This is a genomic window from Actinomyces sp. oral taxon 448 str. F0400, assembly GCF_000220835.1.
Lineage (GTDB): Bacteria > Actinomycetota > Actinomycetes > Actinomycetales > Actinomycetaceae > Actinomyces.
Genome location: NZ_GL985606.1, coordinates 1201394 through 1224529, shown reverse-complemented (window position 1 = coordinate 1224529; position 23136 = coordinate 1201394). Strand labels below are relative to the sequence as shown.

Annotated in this window: 17 protein-coding genes and 2 pseudogenes; 13 read left to right on the top strand and 6 right to left on the bottom strand. The window is 69.0% G+C overall.

The features are described 5' to 3' along the window. A pseudogene (locus HMPREF9062_RS13110) lies at positions 1–404 on the top strand (helix-turn-helix transcriptional regulator); the annotation flags it as partial. 29 nt (positions 405–433) lie between these two features. Here the strand turns inward: HMPREF9062_RS13110 and HMPREF9062_RS05195 are convergent. Continuing rightward, complete coding sequence (locus tag HMPREF9062_RS05195; protein WP_009749008.1) at positions 434–1396, bottom strand: helix-turn-helix transcriptional regulator; 963 nt, start codon at positions 1394–1396, stop codon at positions 434–436. Between the two features lie 142 nt (positions 1397–1538). Here HMPREF9062_RS05195 and HMPREF9062_RS05190 point away from each other — a divergent pair, with 142 nt between their 5' ends. From HMPREF9062_RS05190 to HMPREF9062_RS05165, 6 genes are read left to right on the top strand one after another with little or no spacing between them, the layout of a single operon-like run. After that, complete coding sequence (locus HMPREF9062_RS05190) at positions 1539–2171, top strand: MptD family putative ECF transporter S component (protein WP_009749007.1); 633 nt, start codon at positions 1539–1541, stop codon at positions 2169–2171. Positions 2172–2175: 4 nt separating this feature from the next. Next, complete coding sequence (locus tag HMPREF9062_RS05185; protein WP_009749006.1) at positions 2176–2955, top strand: energy-coupling factor transporter transmembrane component T; 780 nt, start codon at positions 2176–2178, stop codon at positions 2953–2955. Further along, positions 2952–4472 carry an ABC transporter ATP-binding protein gene (locus HMPREF9062_RS05180; RefSeq protein WP_009749005.1) on the top strand — a complete coding sequence of 507 codons (1521 nt, stop codon included), beginning with the start codon at positions 2952–2954 and terminating at the stop codon, positions 4470–4472. Before HMPREF9062_RS05185 ends, HMPREF9062_RS05180 begins: the two co-directional genes overlap by 4 nt. A 51-nt stretch (positions 4473–4523) precedes the next feature. Further along, positions 4524–6326 (top strand): ABC transporter ATP-binding protein, encoded by a 1803-nt coding sequence (locus tag HMPREF9062_RS05175; RefSeq protein ID WP_216584407.1) that lies wholly within the window; start codon positions 4524–4526, stop codon positions 6324–6326. 25 nt (positions 6327–6351) lie between these two features. Then, complete coding sequence (locus HMPREF9062_RS05170; protein ID WP_009749003.1) at positions 6352–8049, top strand: ABC transporter ATP-binding protein; 1698 nt, start codon at positions 6352–6354, stop codon at positions 8047–8049. A 40-nt stretch (positions 8050–8089) separates the two neighbouring features. Beyond that, on the top strand, positions 8090–8755 hold the full coding sequence (locus tag HMPREF9062_RS05165) for a nitroreductase family protein (RefSeq protein ID WP_009749002.1): 666 nt from the start codon (positions 8090–8092) through the stop codon (positions 8753–8755). 556 nt (positions 8756–9311) lie between these two features. Here the strand turns inward: HMPREF9062_RS05165 and HMPREF9062_RS05160 are convergent. Next, positions 9312–10325, bottom strand: a complete 1014-nt coding sequence (locus HMPREF9062_RS05160) for an aldo/keto reductase (protein WP_009749001.1) — start codon at positions 10323–10325, stop codon at positions 9312–9314. A gap of 320 nt (positions 10326–10645) precedes the next feature. On the opposite strand from HMPREF9062_RS05160, the gene HMPREF9062_RS05155 reads away from it, so the two are divergent. Next, complete coding sequence (locus HMPREF9062_RS05155; RefSeq protein WP_009749000.1) at positions 10646–11659, top strand: alpha/beta hydrolase fold domain-containing protein; 1014 nt, start codon at positions 10646–10648, stop codon at positions 11657–11659. Between the two features lie 121 nt (positions 11660–11780). Here HMPREF9062_RS05155 and HMPREF9062_RS05150 read toward each other — a convergent pair whose 3' ends face one another. Further along, positions 11781–12623 carry a DUF4352 domain-containing protein gene (locus tag HMPREF9062_RS05150; RefSeq protein ID WP_156789976.1) on the bottom strand — a complete coding sequence of 281 codons (843 nt, stop codon included), beginning with the start codon at positions 12621–12623 and terminating at the stop codon, positions 11781–11783. Between the two features lie 310 nt (positions 12624–12933). Next, a complete protein-coding gene (gene guaA, locus HMPREF9062_RS05145) occupies positions 12934–14544 on the bottom strand; it encodes a glutamine-hydrolyzing GMP synthase (protein ID WP_083820025.1) in 1611 nt (536 codons plus the stop codon). Between the two features lie 259 nt (positions 14545–14803). Here guaA and HMPREF9062_RS05140 point away from each other — a divergent pair, with 259 nt between their 5' ends. Further along, the gene (locus HMPREF9062_RS05140) at positions 14804–15052 is read left to right on the top strand and encodes a hypothetical protein (RefSeq protein WP_009748996.1); all 249 of its coding nucleotides are present in this window, start codon (positions 14804–14806) and stop codon (positions 15050–15052) included. A gap of 190 nt (positions 15053–15242) precedes the next feature. On the opposite strand, the gene HMPREF9062_RS05135 is transcribed toward HMPREF9062_RS05140, so the two are convergent. Further along, the gene (locus HMPREF9062_RS05135; protein WP_009748995.1) at positions 15243–16583 is read right to left on the bottom strand and encodes an MFS transporter; all 1341 of its coding nucleotides are present in this window, start codon (positions 16581–16583) and stop codon (positions 15243–15245) included. 345 nt (positions 16584–16928) lie between these two features. Between HMPREF9062_RS05135 and HMPREF9062_RS05130 the strand changes: the two genes are divergently transcribed. The 3 genes from HMPREF9062_RS05130 to iolE all read left to right on the top strand — a co-directional run bounded on the left by HMPREF9062_RS05130 (position 16929) and on the right by iolE (position 20968). Next, the gene (locus tag HMPREF9062_RS05130) at positions 16929–18125 is read left to right on the top strand and encodes a Gfo/Idh/MocA family protein (protein ID WP_009748994.1); all 1197 of its coding nucleotides are present in this window, start codon (positions 16929–16931) and stop codon (positions 18123–18125) included. A gap of 119 nt (positions 18126–18244) precedes the next feature. Further along, a complete protein-coding gene (locus HMPREF9062_RS05125; protein WP_009748993.1) occupies positions 18245–19909 on the top strand; it encodes an MFS transporter in 1665 nt (554 codons plus the stop codon). A gap of 132 nt (positions 19910–20041) precedes the next feature. Then, a complete protein-coding gene (gene iolE / locus HMPREF9062_RS05120) occupies positions 20042–20968 on the top strand; it encodes a myo-inosose-2 dehydratase (RefSeq protein ID WP_009748992.1) in 927 nt (308 codons plus the stop codon). Between the two features lie 157 nt (positions 20969–21125). Here iolE and HMPREF9062_RS05115 read toward each other — a convergent pair whose 3' ends face one another. Continuing rightward, entirely contained in the window at positions 21126–22283 is a 1158-nt protein-coding gene (locus HMPREF9062_RS05115) for a zinc-binding dehydrogenase (protein ID WP_034253781.1), read from the bottom strand. Between the two features lie 252 nt (positions 22284–22535). On the opposite strand from HMPREF9062_RS05115, the pseudogene HMPREF9062_RS12890 reads away from it, so the two are divergent. Further along, positions 22536–22727: pseudogene (locus tag HMPREF9062_RS12890) on the top strand (hypothetical protein); the annotation flags it as partial. Positions 22728–23136: the final 409 nt, after the last annotated feature.

The following is a 23136-nucleotide window of genomic DNA, read 5'->3' as shown; positions in this document are numbered from 1 at the left end:
CGTCCGGCGAGCGGGCCGGCTCCGGAGGCGCCTGCGCTCCCCGACCGGCGTTGGCGGCCCGACCGGCGCCCTCCTCGGACATCTCCGCGGGCCCCGCCCCCGCGTCCACCGGCCGGCCCCGCGGACCGCGGTCAGCAGACGCCCCCGCATCCACCGGCCGCCATCTCCACATCGAGGTCCACGGTCCGCGGAACAACGTCAATCTGGCTCTTCCCATGCAGACGATCGCCGCCCTGACGGCTTTCGTTTCGGCCGTCCCGCAGGTGCGCACCATCGTCGAGGCCTACGACATCGACCTCGAGGCGGTGCTGGCGACCGCGTACGGCGCGCTCGACGCCGTCGGTACGAGCACGCTCCTCGACATCACCGACGGCGAGGACCGCGTCCACCTCTACGTGCGCTGAGCGCCATCTGCGCCCCGATGCGCACGGTCTCAGACGTCGAGCCGCTCGCGGTACTCGCTGGGAAGCACGCCGACCTCGCGTTTGAACAGCGCGGCGAAACGGCTGGCGGAGGTGTAGCCCACCGTCCGCGCCACACGCCCGATGGTCAGCTCGGGTCGGCGCAGCAGCAGCTCCGCCCGGCTCATCCGCCGTCCCTGCACGTACCGGGTGAGCGTCCGCCCGTTAAGCCTCCTGAAGGTCTCCTTGAACTTCGTAGGGCTCATGCACGCCATCCTGGCCAGATCGTCGATGCGCAGGTCCGCGCAGCAGTGGTCATCGATGTAGCGCAGGACGTCGCGCATGCGCTCGCGGTCCCCGGGAGCCACCCGCCGTCGGCCCGCAACGACCCGCGGATGGCGGGACCGCTCCACAATGAGCCCCATGGCCTGAAGCACTTTGCCCTCGTAGTAGAGGCTGCTGCGCTCCCGGTCGCCCGGCCGGGGCCACAGTCGGGAGAGCAGCGTTCTCATCTCGGGGAATTCGTCGAAGGACTCGAGTGAGATGAAGGCCCGCTCAACGCCCCGGAACCGGTCGGGATATTCGTCATCAAGGAACCGCGCCGAGAACTCCGGGGTGACCTCGATGGCGACGCACTGCACGGGGACGCCGCCGTGGGCCACGCCCTCCCACGGACCCGCCCCGATGCTCTGGCCCCACACACTATCGGGTCTGAGCCTGCGACGGGGGCTGAGCTCCATCCCGGCTATGGACTTGAACCACGTGACCGTCAGGTAACGGGGCGGGGTGAGGTCCATGACGAAGTCGCCCCGCATGGTGAAGTCGTGAATGCTGATGCTCCACGGAGCCGAGCCGGGCGAGAAGACGTGGAACCACCCGGTGCACCCTCCGTCCTCGCACCTGTAGGACCGCCACAGCTCGCCGAAGCCCGCCGGCGGCCGGGTCTCCACGAAGCCCGCGCCCCTCAGGGCTTCCTCCTGCAGCGGCTCTCTCACGCCACCCTCCTGACCTACGACGATGAGACGCGATCATGCGCCGATGGGACCGACGTGCTCGCTGAGCGACCCTCGGCCCGTCGACCCTCCATACACTCGACGCCAAGGTTAGCGATACCTCAATAAGACGGAAAGGACGAGGATGAGCGAACCAGCGGAGGCGTCCCCCGGCGAGAAGGGCCCGAGCGCGCGCGACCTCGTCACGACCGGTGTCTTCACCGCCCTTTTCCTCGTGCTCATGATGGTCGCCAGCGCTCCGCTCGCTCCCAACCCCGTCCTCACGTTCTGGATGCCCGCCGCCGCGGCCCTGCTCACCGGCCCCGTCTACCTGCTGCTCATCGCGAAGGTTCCCAGGCACGGCCCGCTGGTCATTCTGGGCGTTGTCGTCGGCGCGATCCTGTTCGTCACCGGCATGTACTGGGGGTGGGCGGCGGCCTCCGTCGTCCTGGGCGCCGTGGCCGACGTCGTCGCCGGCCTCGGGCGGTTCCGGGCCAAGCCGCTCAACCTTCTCGCCTTCATCATCTACTCCCTGTCCCCCATGGGCTCCTACCTCATGCTGTGGATGGACCCGAGCGGCTACGCGGCGTACCTGACCGGCAGGGGCACCGAGCAGGCGTACATGGACACCATGGCGCGCACGGCCACCGCCTGGATGCTGCCCGCCATGATCGCGGCCGCCGTGGTCTGCGCCCTCGTCAGCGGCCTGATCGGCCTGCGGCTGCTGCGCAGGCAGTTCGAACGCGCGGGCATCACCGCCGCAGGGTCGAACGGATGACCCGGTGACGACTGACGTCGGCCGTCAGCGACTGACGGCGCGAGGTGGCCGTTCCCGTCCGGCGACGGATCCCGGGCGCGATAGCGGTCGCGTCCGCCTGGACCCGCGCACCAAGCTGAGCCTCATCGCGGCTATGGCTATCGCCGTGGCTCTCGCACCGAACCTCGCCTACGAGATGCTCCTCATGACATTCGCCTTCGCCTTCGGCGTCGTGCTGGGCAGAGTCAGGGCCTCCACGGCGATGCTCATCCTGTACGCGGCGGTGATCGCCGCCGCCCGCGTCGTGCCGTGGCTGGGCGGAGTCGCCCTGCGCACCTCGTTCGGCTCCTTCTTCCTGCTGATGCGCAAGGTGCTCGCCTGCTCTCTCATGGCGTATACGACCATCGCCACCACTCGGGTGGGCGAACTCATGAGCTCGCTCGCGCGCCTGCGCGCACCGCGCGGGCTGACCATCCCCCTGGCCGTGACCATGCGCTACGCGCCCGCCGTCCGCGAGGACTGGGCCTTCATCCGGGACGCCATGCGCATGCGCGGCATCTCCCCCGGCCCCGTGAGCCTTCTGCGGGCGCCGGCGCGCACAGTCGACTGCGTCTACGTCCCGCTGCTCATGAGCGCCAGCCGGGTGTCCGACGAGCTGTCCATGGCCGCGATCGTGCGCGGGATCGAGAATCCCGCCACCCGCACCTGCTACCTGCACATCGCCATGCGCCCGGTGGACTGGCTCATGCTCCTCCTGGGCCTGGGCGCTATCGCGGGCGCTCTCGTTTGCGGTGCAGTCGCATGATCCGCTTCGAGCGCGCCTCCTTCGTCTACCGCGCGGATGCGGCCACCAGCGAGAGGGGGGTTCATGATGTCTCCATCAGCGTGCGCCCCGGTCAGGTGGCGGTTGTGTGCGGGCGCTCCGGCTGCGGAAAATCCACCCTGCTGCGCATGGCCAACGGTCTCGCCCCGCGCTTCTTCCCCGGGCGGCGGAGCGGGCGCGTCCTGCTGGACGACGAGGACGTCGGCGGCCTGGCCGCCTGGGAGATCGCCGAGCGCGCGGGATCGCTGTTCCAGAATCCGCGCACGCAGTTCTTCAACGTGGACACCACCGGGGAGGTGGCCTTCGCGCTCGAGAACGCCGGTTGGCCGTCCGAGAGGATACGGGCCCGCGTCGAGCGGACCCTCCGCGAGCTGGGACTGGAGGATCTGGCCGACCGCAGCATCTTCCGCCTCTCGGGCGGGCAGCGCCAGAAGATCGCCTACGCGAGCGTCTGGGCCCTGCGACCTGCGAACCTTCTGCTGGACGAACCGACGAGCAACCTGGATGCGGACTCCATCGAGGCCATCACCGCCTTCGTCGCGGCGGCCAAGACGACCGGCCGCTCGATCCTGGTGGCCGAGCACCGGCTGACCTGGCTGTCCGGGCTCGCCGACACCTACATCCACCTGGATTCGGGGCGCATCACCCGTGTCATGAGCGCCGACGAGTTCGCCGCGCTCGACCCACGGGAGCTGGACTCCATGGGACTGCGTGCGCGGAATCTCGACGACGTCGCACCCGCCGTCGGCCCGCACCCCGCGCATCCCGACGCAATCTTGCCCGACGGCGACGGGAGCGGCAGCAGCGGGAACGACGCCGCGCTCTCGGCCCGAGGACTGTCGGTCGGCTACGGGTCGGGCCCGGTCCTGCACGGGGTCGACGTCGATGTGCGCGCCGGGGAGGTGACCGCCCTCGTCGGCGGCAACGGCGCCGGAAAGACCACGGCGTGCCGGGCCCTGTGCGGCTTCGAACGCAGGACGAGCGGCGTCGTGCGCATCGACGGACGGAGGGCCTCGCGCAGGAGCAGGATGCGCGCGTCCGCCATGGTCTTCCAGGATGTCGACTACCAGCTCTTCGCCGCCTCCGCCGCGGCCGACGTGACCTTCGGTCTGCCGCACCGCAGGGCCCGGACCGTGGATACGGATGCCATCCTGCGCGCCCTCGCGCTGGACGACGTGGCCGGCATGCATCCGGCGACCCTGTCCGGCGGCCAGAAGCAGCGCCTGGCCGTAGCGGCGTGCGTGGCTGCCGGCAAGCGGATCATCGTGTTCGACGAGCCCACGAGCGGGATCGACGTGGACGGGATGCGCCGCGTCGGCCGCCTGCTGAGGCGATTGGCGGATGAGAGCCGCACGATTCTCGTCGCCACCCACGACCTGGAGCTCATCGCGTGCGCCTGCGACCGCGTGCTGCACGTGGATGACGGACGCGTCGTCGGCCGGGCCCGGGTTCGCGACGACTTCGACGCCGTCCGGGCGATGACGGGCGCGTCCGCATGACACGCATCCGCATGAAGGAAGAGAGCTCAGGAAGGAAAGGAGGGGGACCTCGTGAACAAGACGGGCAATCCGGTCGTCCTCGTACTCATGTGGGCGGGGAGGAACAGGACGTACCTGGTGGTCTCCATCGTCTGCGCGACGCTGTCGGGGCTCATGGTCTCGGTGCCGTACCTCGCCGTATTCGGCCTGATGCGCGCCGTGTACGAGGGCAGGTGCACGACCGGGACGGTCACCGTCGATACGGCCATCCTCGCCGCAGGCGTCGTGCTGCGATTCACCATGTTCGGTTTTTCGAGCGCGCTCGCGCACAAGGGCGCCTACGGCGCCCTGTTCGACGTGCGCTGCCGAATCCTCGAGCGTCTTTCCAGAGCGCCGCTGGGAGAGCTGGACGAGCGCAGCACCGGCAGGATCAAGGCGGTGCTCTCCGACGATGTGGAGAACCTCGAGCTCCTTCTCGCCCACAATCTGCCCGAGGCGTTCATGTACGCCTCGGGGCCTATCGCGACTCTTGTCTTCCTCCTGACCGTCAACGTCCCGCTGGCCCTGGCCACGCTCGTTCCGGTCATCGCCGCTCTCGCGGTACTCGTGTCGCTCTTTAGGATCATGGGATCGATCATGGACCGCGCCATGAAGTCGTTGGAGGACATGAACTCGGTCATGGTGGAGTACGTCAGCGGCATGCGCGTCATCAAGGCCCTCGATATGGGCGCCCGCTCGTTCACACGGTTCCGCACCGCGGTGGACGAGGAGCATGCGGTGTGGTGCGAGATATCGCGCAGGACCGGACCGGGGTTCGCCGCCTACGTCGTCATTATCGAGGCCGGACTGCTCATCATGGTGCCGATGGGGGCGTTCATGCTGACCCGCGGCGCCATCGACGCCTCGACGTATTTGCTGTTCGCATTCGTGGGGTCGCTCTACCTGACCGAGATCCGGCTCCTGCAGGACTTCTCCAACAAGCTGTCCCAGGCCTCGGCGGGCGCCGTGCGCGTCCGGGAGCTCCTCGAGGTGCCCGTGTTCGGCGCGGGCGCGCCGTTCCCTCAGGTCGCCTCGATCCGCCTGGACGACGTGTCCTTCGCATACGGAGGGCGGAACACCCCCGAGGTGCTGCACGGCGTCTCGCTCGAGCTGGAGGCGGGCGAGCGGTTGGCCATCGTGGGGCCGTCCGGCTCGGGCAAGTCGACCCTCGTCCAGCTCGTGGGGCGCTTCTACGACGCGACGTCGGGCACGGCATCCATCGGCGGCGTCGATGTGCGCGACATCGACTACGACGATCTGCTGGCCCATGTATCGGTGGTGTTCCAGAGGACGTTCCTCACCAGCGGGACGGTCGCCGACAACATCCGCATGGGTTCGCCCGCCCCGCTCGACCAGGTGCGGGCCGCCGCGCGCCGGGCCCGGGCCGACGACTTCATCATGGCACTCCCCCGCGGATACGACACGCCCATCGGCACGCTGGGGGGCGGCCTCTCCGGCGGCGAGCGCCAGCGCATCGCCATTGCCCGCGCCATGCTGAAGGACGCCCCCGTCCTCATACTGGACGAGGCGACGAGCGCAGCGGACCCGGAGAACCAGGTCCTCATCGACGAGGCGCTGGGCAGCCTGTGCGAAGGCAGGACGGTGCTCGTCGTCGCGCACCGCCTCGACGCGGCCGTCCGATGCGACCGGGTCGCGGTGGTGGAGGACGGGTCGCTCACCTGTCTGGGGACGCACGAGGACGTGCTCGCCCGGAGTCCGTACTACCGCAGCGCGTGGGACGCGTACCGCCGGTCTCGCTCCATGAGCTATCGCGCCGGCGCGAAGGGTCCGGACGCGGATACCGATGAGAAGAGGGGAGGGTCCTCCCGTGCCTAGAGCACACGCTTCAGTTCCGGCCCCCGTGAAATCGGCCCCGTTCGCCAAGAACCGGGACTTCCGCATCTCGTGCGCGTGCACAGTCGTCGAGGGCGTGCTGAGCGGGTCGAACGTCATGCTGATCTGGCTGGTGATGCGCCAGGTCTTCTCGGATTCGGTCGATCCGGGAATCCTGCTGCGGATCACCGCAACGCTCGTCGTCGTGTTCGCCGCGCGCCTCGCCGTGTACCGCTTCGGATACGTGCGCGGGCAGGTGGGCGGCGCACGTGTCAGCCGCAATCTGCGGATCATCATGGGTGAGTCCATCAAGCGCATTCCGCTCTCCCGCTTCACCGAGCGAACGAGCGGCGAGTACTTGCAAGCGCTCACGACCAATGTCAATGACTACGAGCAGATACTCACCCATCGAACGGGCGAGATCATTAAGAGCGCGGTGCTGGCCGCCGTGCTCAGCGCATTCACGATCCGGCTCTACGCCCCGGCCGGCGTCGTCACACTGGGGTCCTTCCTGCTGCTGGTGCCCGCCGTCGCGCTGGCCTGGCGGCAGGTCGGTATCTACGGTCCTCGCAAGGACGAGGTGCGCGCAAACAACTCGAGCGCCGTCATGGAGCACGTCGACGGCATGCAGACCCTGCGCGCCTACGCAGTCGCGGGCGTGCACAACGAAGCCATTGTGGAGAGCATGCGCGAGTTCTCGCACGTGAGCTACGTGTACGAACGTGCGATCATCCCCATCGGGGCGGGCCTGTCCCTCCTCGCTGGTCTCTGCCATCCCCTGCTCATATGGATATGCTATAGCGCATGGTCAACGGGGTCGCTGCCCGCCGAGTCGTTCCTGCTCATCTCCATGCTGCCCCTGCTCACCCTCAAGCTCGTGGGCGCCCTGTTCATCCACTCGACGGCGTATCGCAACCTCGAGATCGCCAAGCGGAATATCGCAGGCGTGCTCGAAGAGCCGCAGGAGCGGGGCCGCTTCGACGACGTGCCGATGAGGGGGGCGGGGATAGAGCTCTCGCACGTGGAATTCGCCTACGGGGACGGCCCGACCGTGCTCCGCGACTTCGACCTGAGCATCCCCGACAGGGGGCTGACGGCGCTGGTGGGCGATTCCGGCTGCGGGAAGTCGACAGTGCTGGGCCTCATCGCGCAGCTGTACCGGCCGAGGGAAGGGACCGTGAGCTTCGGCGGCGTGAACGTGGCCGACTACGCTCCCGAAAGCGTCCTGCGCAATGTCGCGCTCGTGGACCAGGACGTATTCCTCTTCGACGACTCGGTGACGGACAATGTGCGCTATGCGCGTCCCGGAGCGAGCGACGAGGAGGTTCACGAGGCGTGCCGTCTGGCGAACGCCGACGAGTTCGTCAGGGCCCTGCCGCAGGGCTACGGCACGAGGATCGGCGAGAGGGGCGGGAGGCTCTCCGGAGGCGAGCGGCAGCGGCTGTCGATCGCGCGCGCCATCCTGCGCGACGCCCCCATCGTGCTTCTCGACGAGGCCACGTCGAACCTGGACATCGACAACGAACTGGCCGTGCGCGAGGCCGTGGTCAATCTGCTCTCCCGCCGTAAGACCGTGGTCATGGTGGCGCACACGCTGCCCATCATCCGCCGAGCGGATGTCATCGCGGTCATTGACGACGGGGCGGTCGTCGAGCGGGGCGCGCACGAGGAGCTGCTCGCGCTCGGCGGCACCTACGCACGCATGTGGAATGCCTCGCGACTGTAGAGTGACGGCGCCGGTGAACAGCGATGAACGGAGATCCACCATGCCCATCACCGATGCCATGCGCGCTCGTCACGTGGTGCGCCAGTACCTCGACAAGCCTGTGCCCGACGACGTCGTCGCCGCCCTGCGTTCGCGCATCGAGGAGGACAACCGCGCTCAGGGGACGGATATCCGGCTGCTGACCGGCGGCGCCCGCGTCTTCGGCCCGATGTGGGGGACAGTGCGCGCACGCAGCGTGAGGAACTGCCTGGTCATGGCCGGCCCCGACGCCTCCGATCTGGACGAACGCCTCGGCTACGGCGGCGCCGACCTCATGCTCACCGCACAGGAGCTGGGACTGAACACGTGGTGGGTCGGCGGAACCTTCTCGAAGAAGGCGGCCGCACGGGCGAGCGGCGCCACGGGCAGGGTGGTCGCCGTCGTCGCCCTCGGCTACGGCGCGACCCAGGGCGTCCCGCACACCTCGAAACGCCCTGACGAAGTCGCCTCCTACGACGGCGAGGCCCCGGTCTGGTTCACCCAGGGGGTCGAGGCGGCCCTTCTCGCGCCGACGGCCTTCGGCAAGCAGGCCTTCACCCTGGCCGGCAGCGGAAACGAGGTGACGATTCGCTGTCAGGAGAGCGCCTACGCGGGTCAGGATCGCGGCTTGGTGAAGTATCACTTCGAGGCGGGTGCGGGCCGCGACAACTTCGTCTGGGCGCCCTGACCGCCGCCTGATGCGGGGATCTGGAGACCGATCCGGTCGAAGAGTCGAGGGCGTGTCCAAATCTGCCACAAAGCCTCCGCGTCTCGTCGGGCTTGTTGGAGGTGACTGTTGATATTCCGGTCTTTTCTCCGTCATCAGTGACGCCCTTCGGATTCGAATGAACCTTTTTGTGGCAGATTTGTGGCAGATTTGGACACGAAGGTCGGCGGCGCTCCTGGTGAGGAGGCCCCGACCACGACCGCGCCCCCACCGTCGTCTCCATTTCACCGCCCATGACGGCGCCGGGTCGCGGGCCCCTGCGCTCACGGATCCTGGCCGCTCCCGCGGGCAGTCTGTCGCGGAACCTGGGGCTGGCCCGCCTCCATCGGCGGCATGCTCCTGTTCCTCCCGACCGGCGTATGGATCCGCGAGCCGCTGCAGCGCCGCGCGGGCGGGGGTGCGAGCCCCACGATTCCGCTCCCGCACTGCCGACGCCGTGAGATAGAGAGGATAATAGAGAGGGTAGAGGAGCATCGTCCGCTCTTGCCCCGCCGTGCGGTGGCTCTCGAGTCGACGCTCAGCGCCGCTCGGTCCTCGAGCCGGCCAGCGGCGCGTCCTCGGGGCGGGCCAGCGGGCCCACGAGCCCATGGGCCCGGTAGGGCTCCTCGAGGTAGGCGACCTCCTTCTGGGTGAGCGTCAGGCTGAGGGCGCGCACGGCGTCGTCGACGCGGCTCGGACGCGAGCAGCCGACGATGGGGGAGTCGGCGCCCTTGGCCCGCAGCCAGGCGAGCGCGACGTCCGCCATGGGCACCCCGTAGCGCTGCGCGACCTCGGCGACGCGCTCGATGATGGGCATATCGGTCTCGCGCTCGTGGTCGTACTTGCCGCGCATGGTGGCGTCGGTGGTCGAGCGCACGGAGTCGGAGTCCCAGGTGGGGCGCGTCAAGTGCCCTGAGGCGAGCGGGCTATAGGGGGTCAGCGACATGCCGTACTGGCGGCACACGGGGATGAGCTCGCGCTCGTCCTCCCGGTAGAGCAGGTTGTAGTGGTTCTGCATGGAGGAGAATCTGGTCCAGCCGCCCGCGTCGGCCGCCACCTGCATATTGTGCAGCTGGTAGCCGTACATCGCCGAGGCCCCCAGGGCCCGCACCCTCCCGGAGCGCACGAGGGAGTCGAGCGCCTCCATGGTCTCCTCAATGGGGGTCGCGTAGTCGAAGCGGTGGATGATGTAGAGATCGAGGTAGTCGGTGCCGAGGCGCTTCAGGGCGCCGTCGATCTCGCGCTCGATGGCCGCCCGCGACAGGTGCCCCTCGTTGAAGTAGACCTTGCTCGCCAGCACCACGTTCTCGCGCTTGACTCCCAGGTTCTTCAGCGAGGCGCCGATGAATTCCTCACTCGTGCCGCGGGCGTAGACGTTGGCGGTGTCGATGAAATTGACACCCAGCTCCAGGGCGCGCGCGATCACCTCCTGGGTGGCCTCCTGGTCGATGACCCACTGGTGGACGTCGGGGAAGACCCTCCCGAAGCTCATACCCCCGATGCACAGCCTCGGAATGGTGATTCCCGTACTGCCCAGCTGCGTGTACTCCATGGATGCTCCTCCTTCATGCGGTGTTCATGCGGTGCGCGGTGCCGGCTGCGGCTCCCATCGACCCCTCGACGGCGATCGACGACGGCCGGACCGTCGTCCGCCCAGCTTCGCTCGGACCGGCCGGGCGCTCCAGGCCCTCCTGGGGCCACCCTCCCGTTCGGCGTCATGGGATCGGGCGGCCGATTCCCAGCGTCACCGGTCGGGGAGCCCAGGCCGAACGTCCGACGTCGGCGGACCGGCCTACGATGATCCGGGCGTCCCGACGGGCCGGGCGCCCGACCGCCATGCCGGCCCGAACAATCGCAGCACAGAGGAAGTACATGCCCACGACGTCCGGAACCCTCAAAGCCATCGGCGGCGCGGCGCTGGCCGCGAGCGCCTTCAGCGCCTTCTCCCATCTACGCTACCAACGCTCGGCGACCGCAACCTTCGCCGAGTACAGCACGCGCCCGGTCAAGATGCTGAACGCCCACATCTCGATGGCCGACCGGATCGCGCGGATGGCCAGCAGGCCCGAGCCCCGCCGATCGCTGTCCTTCCCCTTCTGGTCGCGTTCCCGCTACGGCGTCGAACGGCGCGAGGGGGCCGGCATGCCGGTCTACTACGTGCGCCCCCGCTCGGCGTCGCAGGTCGTGCCCGGTATCGCGTCAAGCACCGTGGTCGTCTATCTCCACGGCGGCGGCTACGCCTCCACTGCCTCACTCGGGCACGCCCTGCTCATCGACGACCTGGTCCGCAGGACGGGAGCCCGCTTCGTCGTGCCCCTCCCCCCGCTGGCGCCCCATCACACGTGGGTCGAGGCGCATCGGCTCGTCGTGGACCTGTGCCTGCGCACGTTCTCTGAGAATGAGGGCGGGCGGGTCGTTCTCATGGGAGACAGTTCGGGAGGGGGCCTCGCCGTCGTCATCGCCCTGTCGCTGGCGCGGCTGGGCGCGGCGCAGCCCGATGAGCTGATCCTCCTGTCCCCCTGGGTCGATATCACCCACACGAATCCGGACATCGCCGACTACGTCGATGCCGATCCGCTCATGTCTCCCGAGCCGCTGACGGTCATGGGCGAGGCCTGGGCCGGTGACACGCCCACGTCCGACTGGCACCTGTCCCCCATCAACGGAGACCTCTCAGCGCTGCGACAGGTGCGGGTGACCACATTCGTGGGCAGTCGGGAGATCTTCCTGCCGGACGATTCACTCCTCCACGACAGACTCGTCGAGGCCGGCGTCGACTCCACGCTGCATATCGGGCACAACCTCAACCACGTCTACCCGATGATCCCCTCCCCCGAAGGGAGGAAGGCCAGGCGCGAGATCGCCCGAATCATCTCCGGGGCCTGAGCAGGCGGTCAAGATGCGGATCGGCATCCTCGACCACGTCGACGGCGTCGTCGGTTCTGGTCGAGGATGCCGGTATCAGCACCGCACGGACGCTATCCGCCCGCGCGCGGTGACATGGACATCATTTCACCGCGACAAAGGTCTTGTCGGAGACCAGGCCGGGCTCCACTGCGAGCACACCGTCCCGGGCCGTGGCCGATGGGACCGACAACGCGACATTACCCGAGACACTACCGCCATTGTAGAGGGTCGTCGATATGTCGATGGCATCAGGGGCCACCGCCAGCGAGTCCGAGCTATCGATGGTAACCCCATCGGCGGAAACATAGCTCACATCCGCAAGGATGGGGGACTCCCCGTTCGGATCGTTACCGATATAGGTGACTTCGTAGTTGACGAGAATGTACTCCTGTCCGTCGGCGGGAGGATCGTTGAACATGTTCTCAGCGAGTACCGCATCGTTCGCATCGAAGGTGACGGAATTGACAACGACCTTCCAGTCCTTGCTGGAGATCTCAGTCCCCAGGGGCACCGGGTTGTCGCGCGTACCGGCTCGGGTCGTCGACGTCGCTCCTTCACTGGGATTCGCGCCCGAGGACGACCCGATACCGACTGATCTCGCGTTCGTGTCCTCGGAGGGGAAGGCCTCGTCAAAGGCATTCCCCACAACGGTGAGGAACACGACAACGCCGACAACCGTGCCGACCACTGCGACGATGATTGCCGCGATCGCCTGTCCATGGCTCTCGTCCTTCCGGAAGAGAGCCACCAGGCCGAGGATGAAGGATATCGGGAGCAGAACCCATCCGACGATGAGCGCTCCGGGGATGCAGGCGAAGACGAACCCGACGATGGACGCGATCAGCGCGACGATTCCGAGAATATTCCGCGACTTCTTCGTCACAGGCACAGGTGCGGGCATATAACCCTGGGGAGGCGTCGGGGTCTGTGGGGGATAGGACATTGCGACTCCTGATTGTCGTCACCATGGTGGGGAAAAGCGGTGGAAGACCGCCCGGTGATAGTACACTCACTCGGGTCCTCGAGGAACAAGGTTTATTGAATCGGGACAATCGGGAATCGTGGTCCGCGAAGGAACTCCGCCCCGCCCGTCGAGGGCACCGCTCCTGCAGGAGGCGGGAGGCTGCTGCCGTTACTCCCCCGGTCCGGCCGGGGGCACGGTCCGCATCACGAGAGGAACGATTCCGCCGCACCGCTGGACCGGCTCTGCTGCGTCAGTCGGCCCTCGCACCGCACCGGCAGCAGCGGACGCCTCACTCCCATTCGATCGTCCCGGGCGGCTTGCTCGTGCAGTCGAGCATCACCCGGTTGACCTCCGGCACCGTGTTGGTGATGCGCGTGGAGATGCGGGCGAGTACGTCGTAGGGCAGGCGCGTCCAGTCCGCCGTCATGGCGTCCTCGCTGCCGACCGGCCGCAGCACGATCGGATGGCCGTAGGTGCGCCCGTCGCCCTGGACGCCCACGGAGCGAACATCGGCGAGCAGCACCACCGGGCACTGCCAGATCTCGCCGTCGAGCCCTGCGGCGGTGAGCTCCTCGCGGGCGATGGCATCGGCCGCCCGCAGGATGCGCAGGTTCTCGGCCGTCACCTCGCCGATGACGCGAATCCCCAGCCCCGGCCCCGGGAAGGGCTGGCGGGAGACGATCTTCTCGGGCACGCCCAACTCGCGGCCGATGGCGCGCACCTCATCCTTGAACAGAGCGCGCAGCGGCTCGATGAGGGCGAAGTCGAGGTCGTCGGGCAGCCCTCCCACGTTGTGGTGACTCTTGATGTTGGCCGCCCCCTCACCGCCGCCGGATTCGACGACGTCGGGGTACAGGGTGCCCTGGACCAGGTACCCGATCTCGCCGCCGGCCGCCCCGACCTGCTGGACGACGCGTCGCTGAGCCGCCTCGAAGGATCGAATGAACTCCCGGCCGATGATCTTGCGCTTGACCTCCGGATCAGTCACGCCCGCGAGCGCGGCCAGGAAGCGCTCGGTCTCATCGACTGCAATGACGCGGATGCCCATGCCCTCCGCGTAGTCGCGGACGACCTGCTCCCGCTCGCCGGCGCGCAGCAGTCCGTGATCGACGAAGATGCAGGTGAGCCGATCCCCGATGGCCCGGTGGACCAGGGCCGCCGCTACGGAGGAGTCGACTCCGCCGCTCAGCCCGCAGATGACGTGGGCGTCGCCGACTCTCTCGCGGATGGCGGCGACCTGCTCGCCGATGATGCTCCCGGGCGTCCAGGCGGGGGGGATGCCCGCGCCCACGCGCAGGAAGTTCTCCAGGACGGCCTGCCCGTGCGCCGAGTGCAGAACCTCGGGGTGCCACTGGAGGCCGAAGAGGCGGCGCCGCCGGTCCTCGAAGGCCGCCACCGGGGTCTGCCGGGTCGAACCGGTCACTGTGAACCCCTCCGGTGCCGCCCGGACGGCGTCACCGTGGCTCATCCACACGGTCTGCACCGCCGGCGTGCCCGCGAACAGGCAGGAGTCGGGGCTCACCTGGGCCTCAGTGCGCCCGTACTCGCGCGTCCCGGTGCGCCCCACGGTCCCCCCGAGGGACCGGGCCATGGCCTGGAATCCGTAGCAGATGCCCAGGACCGGCACGTCAGCATCGAAAACGGCCGGGTCGATGACGGGAGCACCGTCCGCGTAGACACTCGACGGGCCTCCGGACAGGATGATGGCGGCCGGTCTCATGGCGAGCATCTCCGCCACGGGCATGGAGTGCGGCACGATCTCGGAGTAAACCGAGGCTTCGCGCACGCGGCGGGCGATGAGCTGGGCGTACTGGGCGCCGAAGTCGACGACGAGGACGGGTCCGGCGGGGCCGTCCTCGCGCGTGTCGGGAACGGCTGCGCTGGTCGGGGGGGGCGTCACGCGTACAGGATAACGGCGCCCGCGCACCCCGCCCCATCGCACTACCACCGCGCCGGGGCGGAACGGGAAACGGCGCCCGCCCGCGGGGCGCCGGGTGCACGTGACAGGCTTATCATTCCTTTGTCTGTACATAGCAACTCCAGCCTCCTACTCTCATACGCGCCGGTCGATGAGACCGGGCCGACCCGCGAGGTCGGGCACACCGCCGTGCGGGGCCGTCCCGTTTCGGTTCCGCGCAGGAACTGAAAGGACGTCAGCTATGAGCGCTCCCGTCATCGACACCGTCGCCGTCACCACCCCGGAATCCACCACCTCCTCCCAGCGCGAGGCCAGGGACGCCAACCTGCTCACCTTCAAGATCGGCATGGGCGTTATCGCCGCCGTCGTCTTCATCATGGCCGTCATCGGCGCGATCGCCGCCTCCCCTGTGCTGCTCATCGCCGCCGGTCTCATCGGCACGGCGAGTGCGCTGACCGGCGTCTACACCGGCATCAACCTCCTGGCCTGACGAGCACGCAGGCACCGACCCGGAGGGCCGGCCGCCGACAGCCTCGGCGAGCAGCGCCCTCCTGAGCTGCGCGGGCAATGCCGACCGCGCAGCAGGCCGCTCGCAGCGGCCTGCGACCACCGACCCACGTTGAGCGCCACCCCGCCGGGGCGGCGCTCGTGTCATGCCCGGGGTGCGGCGTCCTACCGTCCTACCGCAGGATGTCCATTGCACGGGGCAGTGCGAGCAGTGCGAGCAGCATGCTCGCCAGCTGGCAGGTCAGCACCACCGCGATCGCGACCCGCGTCGAGACGAGGAGCAGGACGGCCGGTCCGAGCACGGCGAGGAGCTGGACGAGGGGGCGGATGACCGCACCGGCGCGACGTTGGGAGCGCAGCAGCCACGGCGGCACCATCGGGTCGATGCCACCGGTGCACGCGGGCACGACGGCCACGTACTGGCCGCCGACGAGCAGCCCGGCCACGATGATGAGCAGAACCAGCGCTCCGACGCCGTGAAGCCGCTCCAGGAGCACGAGTAGCACGACCGCGCACGCCGAGACCCCGGTGCCGCCGAGCACCCAGGCGTACAGGAGCCGTTCCGAGCGCCGGCGCGAACCCGCCGCTGCCAGGAGCGCCCACAGTCCGGCGAGCACGAGCGCCGGCCACAGCGGCACCCAGGACCGCCCGCCGACGGCGCTCAGCGCCCATGGCGCGAGACATACCGCCGCCAGTCCCAGGGGCAGGGCCTGAACCAACTCGAGCACGAGTCCGGCGAGGACCGTCCTGCGCACCTGCCTGATGCGCAGATCATCGACGCCCAGGGGGTGCTGCTCGCACTGCATGCCAGCCTCCAGCACGACCCAGTCGATGGCGACCGCGGCCTCGAGCGCCCCGTGCACCCGTTTGAGCGCCTCATGAGCGGCATCGAGTCTTCCACGGGCCGCGTACCAGTGGGGCGTCTCGGGCAGGGACGCGACGAGCGCGCACGCGGTCAGCGCCGACGCGAGGGGCGCCATCCAGGCGCACGCGGCGCCCCAGCCGGGCAGAAGAGCGCCGCCGCTGACGCCGATGCCGAGCGCGGTCCCCGCCCCGGCCGGGGCCAGGGCGCGCACACGCGGCACGAGACGACGGTGTCCGCGCTCCGACAGCTCGTGGGCGAGCTTGGGGACGACGATGGTGTATCCGCCGATTCCGAGCCCCGCGACCAGCCCGCCGGCGACGCCCGTCCACAATCGGGGCGCGGCGGCCGTCGCCGCGCCGACCGCCACGAGGACGCCCGAGGCGAGGGCGGCGGGCCGGCGTCCGACGGCATGCGAGAGCAGGTCGAGCACCGGGGCGCCCAGCAGCGAGCCAACGGGGATGGCCGCGAGCAGTGCCGCCATCAGGAGCGCGGTTCGCGCCGTCGGGGCTGCGGACAGCGCCGTCCGGACGGCGACGCCGTCGACCAGGGAGAGCCCCACCGCCCCCCAGACGGCGCCGGTGGTCGTCCCGACGAGCCCAAGATGGACGCGCAGGCGCCGCTGAGCCGAGGACTGGGTCGCGGTCGTCATTGATCGCCCTCCTGTGCTGGCCGGGTGCGGCGGACTGCGCCGACGGCCCCAGCACCAGCGCTCCGGCAACGGCCCGGTGACGGCACCGTCTGAACCTAGAATGCATTTGTACGAACAAGAATGTCCACTCGGGACTCCCCTGCCCCGACTCCGGCGCCCGCCAGCGCGTCCCGGGGACTCGACCGGACCCGTGCGGCCGTCGCGGCGGCACGCCACCCCCGGGCGGCGGGAGTCGCGGCTTGCACGCCCCGTGCAACCTTGTTATTTTTGTCTTGACAAGTTGCTCACGTGTGTGAGCGCCCTTCCTCACGTCGGCCAACGACGGCCGTCAGGAGAACAGCCATCATGAGCACCAAGAAGAAGATCGGCATCGGCGTCATCTCCCTGGGATGGATGGGTCGACTCCACGCCCGCAGTTACCGGACCGTCTCGGAGCGCTTCCCCGAACTGGACGCCGAGGCGCGTCTGGTGGTCGCCGCGGACCCGGTCGAGCAGGCGCGGCGAGCCGCCACCCAGGACCTCGGCTTTGAGCGCGCCCGCGCCGATTACCGTGAACTGCTGGCGGATCCCGAGGTCGAGGCCGTCTCCATCTGCGCCCCCAACTACCTGCACGAGGAGATCGCCCTGGCGGCCGTCGAGGCCGGCAAGCCCTTCTGGGTCGAGAAGCCCGTGGGCGTGTCCGCCGAGCAGGCCCGGCGCGTGGCCCACGCCGCTACGAGCGCGGGCCTGGTCACCGCTGTCGGTTTCAACTACCGGCACGCCCCGGCCATCGAGTACATGCGTCACCTCGTGCGCTCGGGCGCTCTGGGTCGCATCACCAACGTGCGCGTGTGGTTCATCGCCGACTACAACTCCTCCCCGCTGGGCCCGCTCACCTGGCGCGCCTCGCGCAAGAGGGCCGGCGCCGGCGTCGTGTGCGACCTCATGAGCCACGGAGCGGACCTGGCCCAGTACGTCGTCGGCCGCATCGCCTCGGTCACCGCCATCACCGACACGTTCATCACCGAACGGCCCATCCCCATCACGACGGGCATCGGTCACTCCGGCTTCGAGATCGGCGACGAGGTCGGACCTGTGGAGAACGAAGATTACGTCGGCATGCTCGTGCGCTTCGACGGCGGCGTCGTCGGCACCATGGAGTCCTCGCGGGTGAGCGTAGGGCCGCGAGCCGAGTACGTCGTCGAGGTCTACGGCACCGGCGGCTCCGCACGCTGGAACTTCGAACGCCTCAACGAGCTCCAGGTATGCACCACCGCCGACGCCGGCCCGGTCCACGGCTACACCCGCGCCATGGCGGGCCCGGACTGGGGCGAGTGGAGCCGCTACCAGCCGGCCATCGGCACATCCATGGGCTTCGACGACCTGAAGTCCGTCGAGGCCGCCCAGTTCCTGCGCTCGGTGCTCACCGGCGAACAGCGGGCGCCGTCCGCCGCCGACGCCTGGTGCGCCGCCGAGGTCGACGAGGCCGTCGTCGCCTCCGCCGCCGACTCCGGCTGGCACGACGTCGCACGCGTGGATCTGCCCACCACCTTCGACGCCTGACCAAGGCGGCCGCCCGCCGATCGACGTGCGCGCCACCGAGCGCCCGATGATCCACTATGACCTGACGGCCTCAACCGGCCCGCCGCACCCACTTGACCCCGATCCGAGGAGCCGCTGCCATGACGAGGAGAGCAACCGCGCAGGAGGTCCCCCTGAAGGAGATCACCCCCGCAGCAATGCGGAAAGCGGTCGAGGCCACCCCGCCATCGGGACGCCATCGCGGGATTCTCGCCATCGCGGGCGTCGCGACGCTCGGCTCGCTGCTGTTCGGCTACGACACCGGCGTCATCTCCGGCGCCCTGCCCTACATGTACATGCCCTTCGACGCGAACGGACTGCAGCTGACGAGCTTCGAGGAGGGCGCCATCGGCGGGACTCTCCTGGTCGGCGCGGCGCTGGGCGCCCTCATCGGCGGACGCCTATCCGACCGCTACGGGCGCCGTCACAACATCACCATGCTGGCGCTCCTCTTCCTCATCGGCGCCCTGGGCACCACATTCTCCCCGACCGTGTGGGTGATGTACCCCTTCCGCGTCATCCTCGGCTTCGCCGTCGGCGGCGCCAGCGCCACCGTCCCCGTCTACCTCGCCGAGACCGCCCCCAAGCGCATCCGCGGATCGATCGTGGCCATCGACCAGCTCATGATCGTCACCGGTCAACTGCTCGCCTTCACCATGAACGCCATGATCAACACGGCCAAGGGCGGCCCCCGGATCACCATCGAGGCCGACCCGTCGGGTCATGTCGCCCCGGGCTCCTACTCCTACGACGCCCTCACCGCCCTGCAGACCTCCAAGGGCGGCACCATGAGCGCGGCCCAGTTCCACGACTTCCTCGACCAGCTCACCATCGTCTCCGGTAACGGCGAGGCCTGGCGCTACATGCTCGTCATCTGCTCGATCCCCGCCATCGCCCTGTGGATCGGCATCCGGCTCATGCCCGAGTCCTCCCGCTGGTACGTGGCCAAGGAGCGGCTGCACGACGCCATCGGCGCTCTCAAGCGCGTGCGCGAGGAGGCCGAGGACGGCCCCCTGGTCGACGAGATGCTCGAGATGGTCGAAGCCCGTCAGCACGAGCTCGCCGAGGAGGCTCGACGCCAAGGCCTGGGGTACGTGTGGCGCACGCCGTGGCTGCGCAAACTCCTGCTCGTCGGCGTCTTCCTGGCCATCGTTAACCAGACGACGGGGGTGAACACCGTCATGTACTACGCGCCCAAGGTCCTGGAGTACGCGGGCATGTCGACCTCCGCCTCGATCACCGCGCAGGTGGCCAACGGCGTCATGAGCGTCATCGGGTCGGCCATCGGCATTTGGCTCATCATGCGTTTCCGCCGCCGCCAGATCCTGATCGCGGACGTTACGGGGGTGGGCGTGTGCCTGCTCGGCATCGCCGCGACCTTCCAGCTGGCCATCGCTGGGCATATGTCCGCCGGGACCACCCCGCCGGCGTGGGCGGCGTTCCTCATCCTGGGCCTCATGGCCGTCTTCATGCTCATCGTCCAGTCCTCCAACGGGACCGTGGTGTGGACGATGATGGGCGAGATCTTCCCCGCCAATGTCCGCGGCGTCATGAACGGCACCGCCATCTTCTGCATGTGGGTGGCCAATGCGGCCATCACCTGGACCTTCCCGCGCATGATGGAGTCCCTCGGCGGTGGGGCGACCTACGCCGTCTACGGCGTGCTCAACATCGTCATCGCCCTGGTCCTGCTGAAGGTCATGCCCGAGACCTCCGGGCACTCCCTGGAGCAGATCGAGCGCGACATGGAAAGACGCTACTCCTGAGACTGGACCCGTATTAGTCCTGACAATTATGATTGATCACGACGGTCATCCACCGCAGCGTCCGACGCAGCGCGATCACCGTCCACAGCGGTCGACAGCGCCGTCGCCCCGTGATTTCACAGGAGAAAGATCATGACATTCCGACTCGACCCCGCAACCGCCATCAACGACCCGAACGGCATCGCCTGGGGCATGCACCCCATCACCTGGCGCAACGACGACATCCCCGAGGTCGGCGCCTTCAACACTCTGGAGGACATGCTCCTGGATCTGGCCGACGTCGGCTACCGCGGCACCGAGTGCGCCGGCTTCTTCCCGCCCAAGGAGGTTGTCAAGGAGCGTGCCGAGGCCCGCGGCATCGCGATCGTCGCCCAGTGGTACTCCGCCTTCATCGTGCGTGAGGGCGTCGACGCCGTCGTGCCCGATTTCACCGCCGCCTGCGAGTACCTGGAGTACCTGGGCGCCACCCGGATCGTCGTCTCCGAGCAGACCGGAAGCGTCCAGGGCATCCGCGACGTGTGCATCTTCACCAACAAGCCGGTCCTGGCCGACGAGGAGTGGACGGTCCTAGCCGAGGGCCTGAACCGCCTGGGCGAGATCGCCCAGGACCACGGGCTGGAGCTCGTCTACCACCACCACCTGGGCACCGTCGTTCAGACCAAGGAGGAGACGATCCGCCTCATGGAGATGACCGACCCGGCCAGGACCTCCCTCCTGTTCGACACCGGCCACGCCCTCGTGGGCGATGGCGACGTCATGGGAATGCTGGAGGCGACGATCGACCGCGTCAAGCACGTCCACTTCAAGGATGTGCGCCCGGACAAGATGAAGGAGTCGCGCGAGGCGGAGCGCTCCTTCCTCGACTCCTTCCTGGCCGGCATGTTCACCGTCCCGGGCGACGGCATGATCGACTTCACCGAGCCCTACCAGTTCCTCGTCAACCACGGGTACAGGGACTGGATCCTCGTCGAGGCCGAGCAGGATCCGGCTCTCGCCAACCCGCACGAGTACGCCACCAGAGCCCGCGCCTACATCGAGGGCGCCCTCCTGAAGCCCTGACCCCGCCGAGGCCGACCGCGCTCCCGCCGGATTCGACCCCGGACCGGCCCGGACCGACGAACGACTCCCCCGGGCGATGCTGTCCCCGGGCGAGCCGCGGCACCGGACGCGCATCACCCGGCGGCCGATCTGACGGGCACGCCGGCCGACCCGCGCGTCACAGGCTCATGTCGACCACAGCCCGCCCCTGGATCCGATGGTTGCGCAGCGCCTCGTAGCCGGCGCCCGCCTCGCTCAGCGGGAAGCGCCGGGAGACGACGTCCTTGTAGTTGATGACCCCGCGCGCCGCCAGATCGACGACGGCCGGCAGGTCCTGACGGGTGCGCGCCCCGTAGGAGCCAAGGATCGACTGCGAGCGGCGCACCGTGCGGTTGATCTCAACCTCGGCCGTCTGGACGCCCGCCCCCAGACCGATCGGCACCATGCGGCCGCCATCGGCCAGAACGTCGAGGGCGGTCTTCCAGGTCGCCGGGATGCCGAGAGCCTCGAAGGCGACGTCGACGCCCGTGCCCCCGGTCAGCCTCAGGACCTCCTCACGGGCGTCATGGGTCACGGAGTTGACGACGGCGGTGGCGCCGTAGCCGGGCATGGGGGCGAGCTTGTCGTCCGAGACGTCGATGGCGATGACCTGGGCGGCGCCGAAAGCGCGGGCGATCTGAACGATGTTGGTGCCCACGCCGCCGGTGGCGATGACGGCGACCGTCTCCCCGAAGCGGAGGTCGGCGCCGCGGCGCACGGCGCCGTAGCCGGTCATGGCCGCGCAGCCCAGGATGGCCGCGGGCACGAGGTCGATCCGTTCGGGGACGGGGGTCACGGAGGTGGAGGGGACGACGGCGTATTCGGCCAGGCCACCCATGGAGTACATGGAGATCGGGTCGCCCTCGAGAGTGGCCAGGCGAGTGGTGCCGTCGTAGAGAAGGCCCTTGAGCCGGTTGAGATCGAAGAAGGGCCCGCACAGCTCGTCGTACCCGCTCGCACAGGCATCGCACTGGCCGCAGGGCATGAGGAAGCCTCCGGCGACGTTCTGGCCCGTCTTCAGCCCGGTGTGCTCGTTACCGGGGCCGACCTCGACGATGGTGCCGGTCACCTCGTGGCCCAGCACGGCGGGCAGGGGGAAGGCGATCGCTCCGCCGATGACGTGGAGGTCGGAGTGGCACAGGCCGCAGGCCGCGACCTTGATGAGCACCTCCCCGGCCTTGGGGCGGGGCGTGCGGATGGTCTCCACCCGCAGGCCCTCATCGTGATCGCGCAGCACGGCGGCGCGCATGGTCTCCGGAATCGTCGGACTGGATTGGACTGCTTCGTTGCTGGTCATGTCGCTGTCGCTCTCTGAAAGGGTTTCCGGCGGCGGGCACGGGCCTCCGGTGTGACCAGGGTAGCGCATGACACGGTCTTTGTCCTATCAAATTGACCTCATGTACACGTTCATCCGACACCCGCGCGGACGTCGGCCCTCCATCTCGACCGGCACCCGGAGTACTGGAACGCAGGGCCCGCACCCTTCGGATTCGTCAAGACAAATTCTCGATGCGACCTTCACCTCAACCCGCTCGAGGAAGGCCCGGTCGTCAGCGTCCTCCTTCTGGGATACACCTGCGGCGCCTCCTTCGGAGGCCAGCTGTCTGATCAATACGGCCGCCGTCACAACATCCTGACGCTCGCCCTCATCTTCTTCATGAAGTCCTCGCACGGAGGAGTATCAGATAGAGTCCATGGGGCTCTCGCCCGAGGACGGGAGAGGAGAACGCCGTGCCGATGACCGCTCGCAACGTCACGCAGTCCGACGTTGCCGAGGCGGCCGGGGCCTCGGGCTCGTTCCGGTCCCCCTGTGGCTCACCGACGATCAGCCGACCGAGCTCGACAAGGAGGTCCCCATCTGCGCACGACCCCCGACTCGCGCCCTCCCGCGCACGAGCTGGTTCGCCAACATGGACTGCTCCGCCGGCGTCGCCGCCTCGCGCCCTCCCGCGCACGAGCCGGTTGTCACGAGCAGCCTCCTCACCAGAAGTCCCGCCCGGCCGGCACGACCGCGGCGCGGACGCGATGCGGACGGTTCCCCGCGACGGTGGACCGGGTTCTCACCGGTTCTGGCGCCCGCCCCATAAACAGATGTCCCACGACCGCAGTCGTGGGACACCTGGCCGGACCGTAGGTCAGGTCGTGGGCAA

What these genes read in the sequence shown, in the direction of transcription:
- HMPREF9062_RS05190 (WP_009749007.1), top strand. Translation starts at nt 1,539, where the DNA reads ATGAGCGAACCAGCGGAGGCGTCCCCCGGCGAGAAGGGCCCGAGCGCG.
- HMPREF9062_RS05180 (WP_009749005.1), top strand. Translation starts at nt 2,952, where the DNA reads ATGATCCGCTTCGAGCGCGCCTCCTTCGTCTACCGCGCGGATGCGGCC.
- HMPREF9062_RS05165 (WP_009749002.1), top strand. Translation starts at nt 8,090, where the DNA reads ATGCCCATCACCGATGCCATGCGCGCTCGTCACGTGGTGCGCCAGTAC.
- HMPREF9062_RS05160 (WP_009749001.1), bottom strand. Translation starts at nt 10,325, where the DNA reads ATGGAGTACACGCAGCTGGGCAGTACGGGAATCACCATTCCGAGGCTG.
- HMPREF9062_RS05155 (WP_009749000.1), top strand. Translation starts at nt 10,646, where the DNA reads ATGCCCACGACGTCCGGAACCCTCAAAGCCATCGGCGGCGCGGCGCTG.
- HMPREF9062_RS05150 (WP_156789976.1), bottom strand. Translation starts at nt 12,623, where the DNA reads ATGTCCTATCCCCCACAGACCCCGACGCCTCCCCAGGGTTATATGCCC.
- HMPREF9062_RS05140 (WP_009748996.1), top strand. Translation starts at nt 14,804, where the DNA reads ATGAGCGCTCCCGTCATCGACACCGTCGCCGTCACCACCCCGGAATCC.
- HMPREF9062_RS05135 (WP_009748995.1), bottom strand. Translation starts at nt 16,583, where the DNA reads ATGACGACCGCGACCCAGTCCTCGGCTCAGCGGCGCCTGCGCGTCCAT.
- HMPREF9062_RS05130 (WP_009748994.1), top strand. Translation starts at nt 16,929, where the DNA reads ATGAGCACCAAGAAGAAGATCGGCATCGGCGTCATCTCCCTGGGATGG.
- HMPREF9062_RS05125 (WP_009748993.1), top strand. Translation starts at nt 18,245, where the DNA reads ATGACGAGGAGAGCAACCGCGCAGGAGGTCCCCCTGAAGGAGATCACC.
- iolE (WP_009748992.1), top strand. Translation starts at nt 20,042, where the DNA reads ATGACATTCCGACTCGACCCCGCAACCGCCATCAACGACCCGAACGGC.
- HMPREF9062_RS05115 (WP_034253781.1), bottom strand. Translation starts at nt 22,283, where the DNA reads ATGACCAGCAACGAAGCAGTCCAATCCAGTCCGACGATTCCGGAGACC.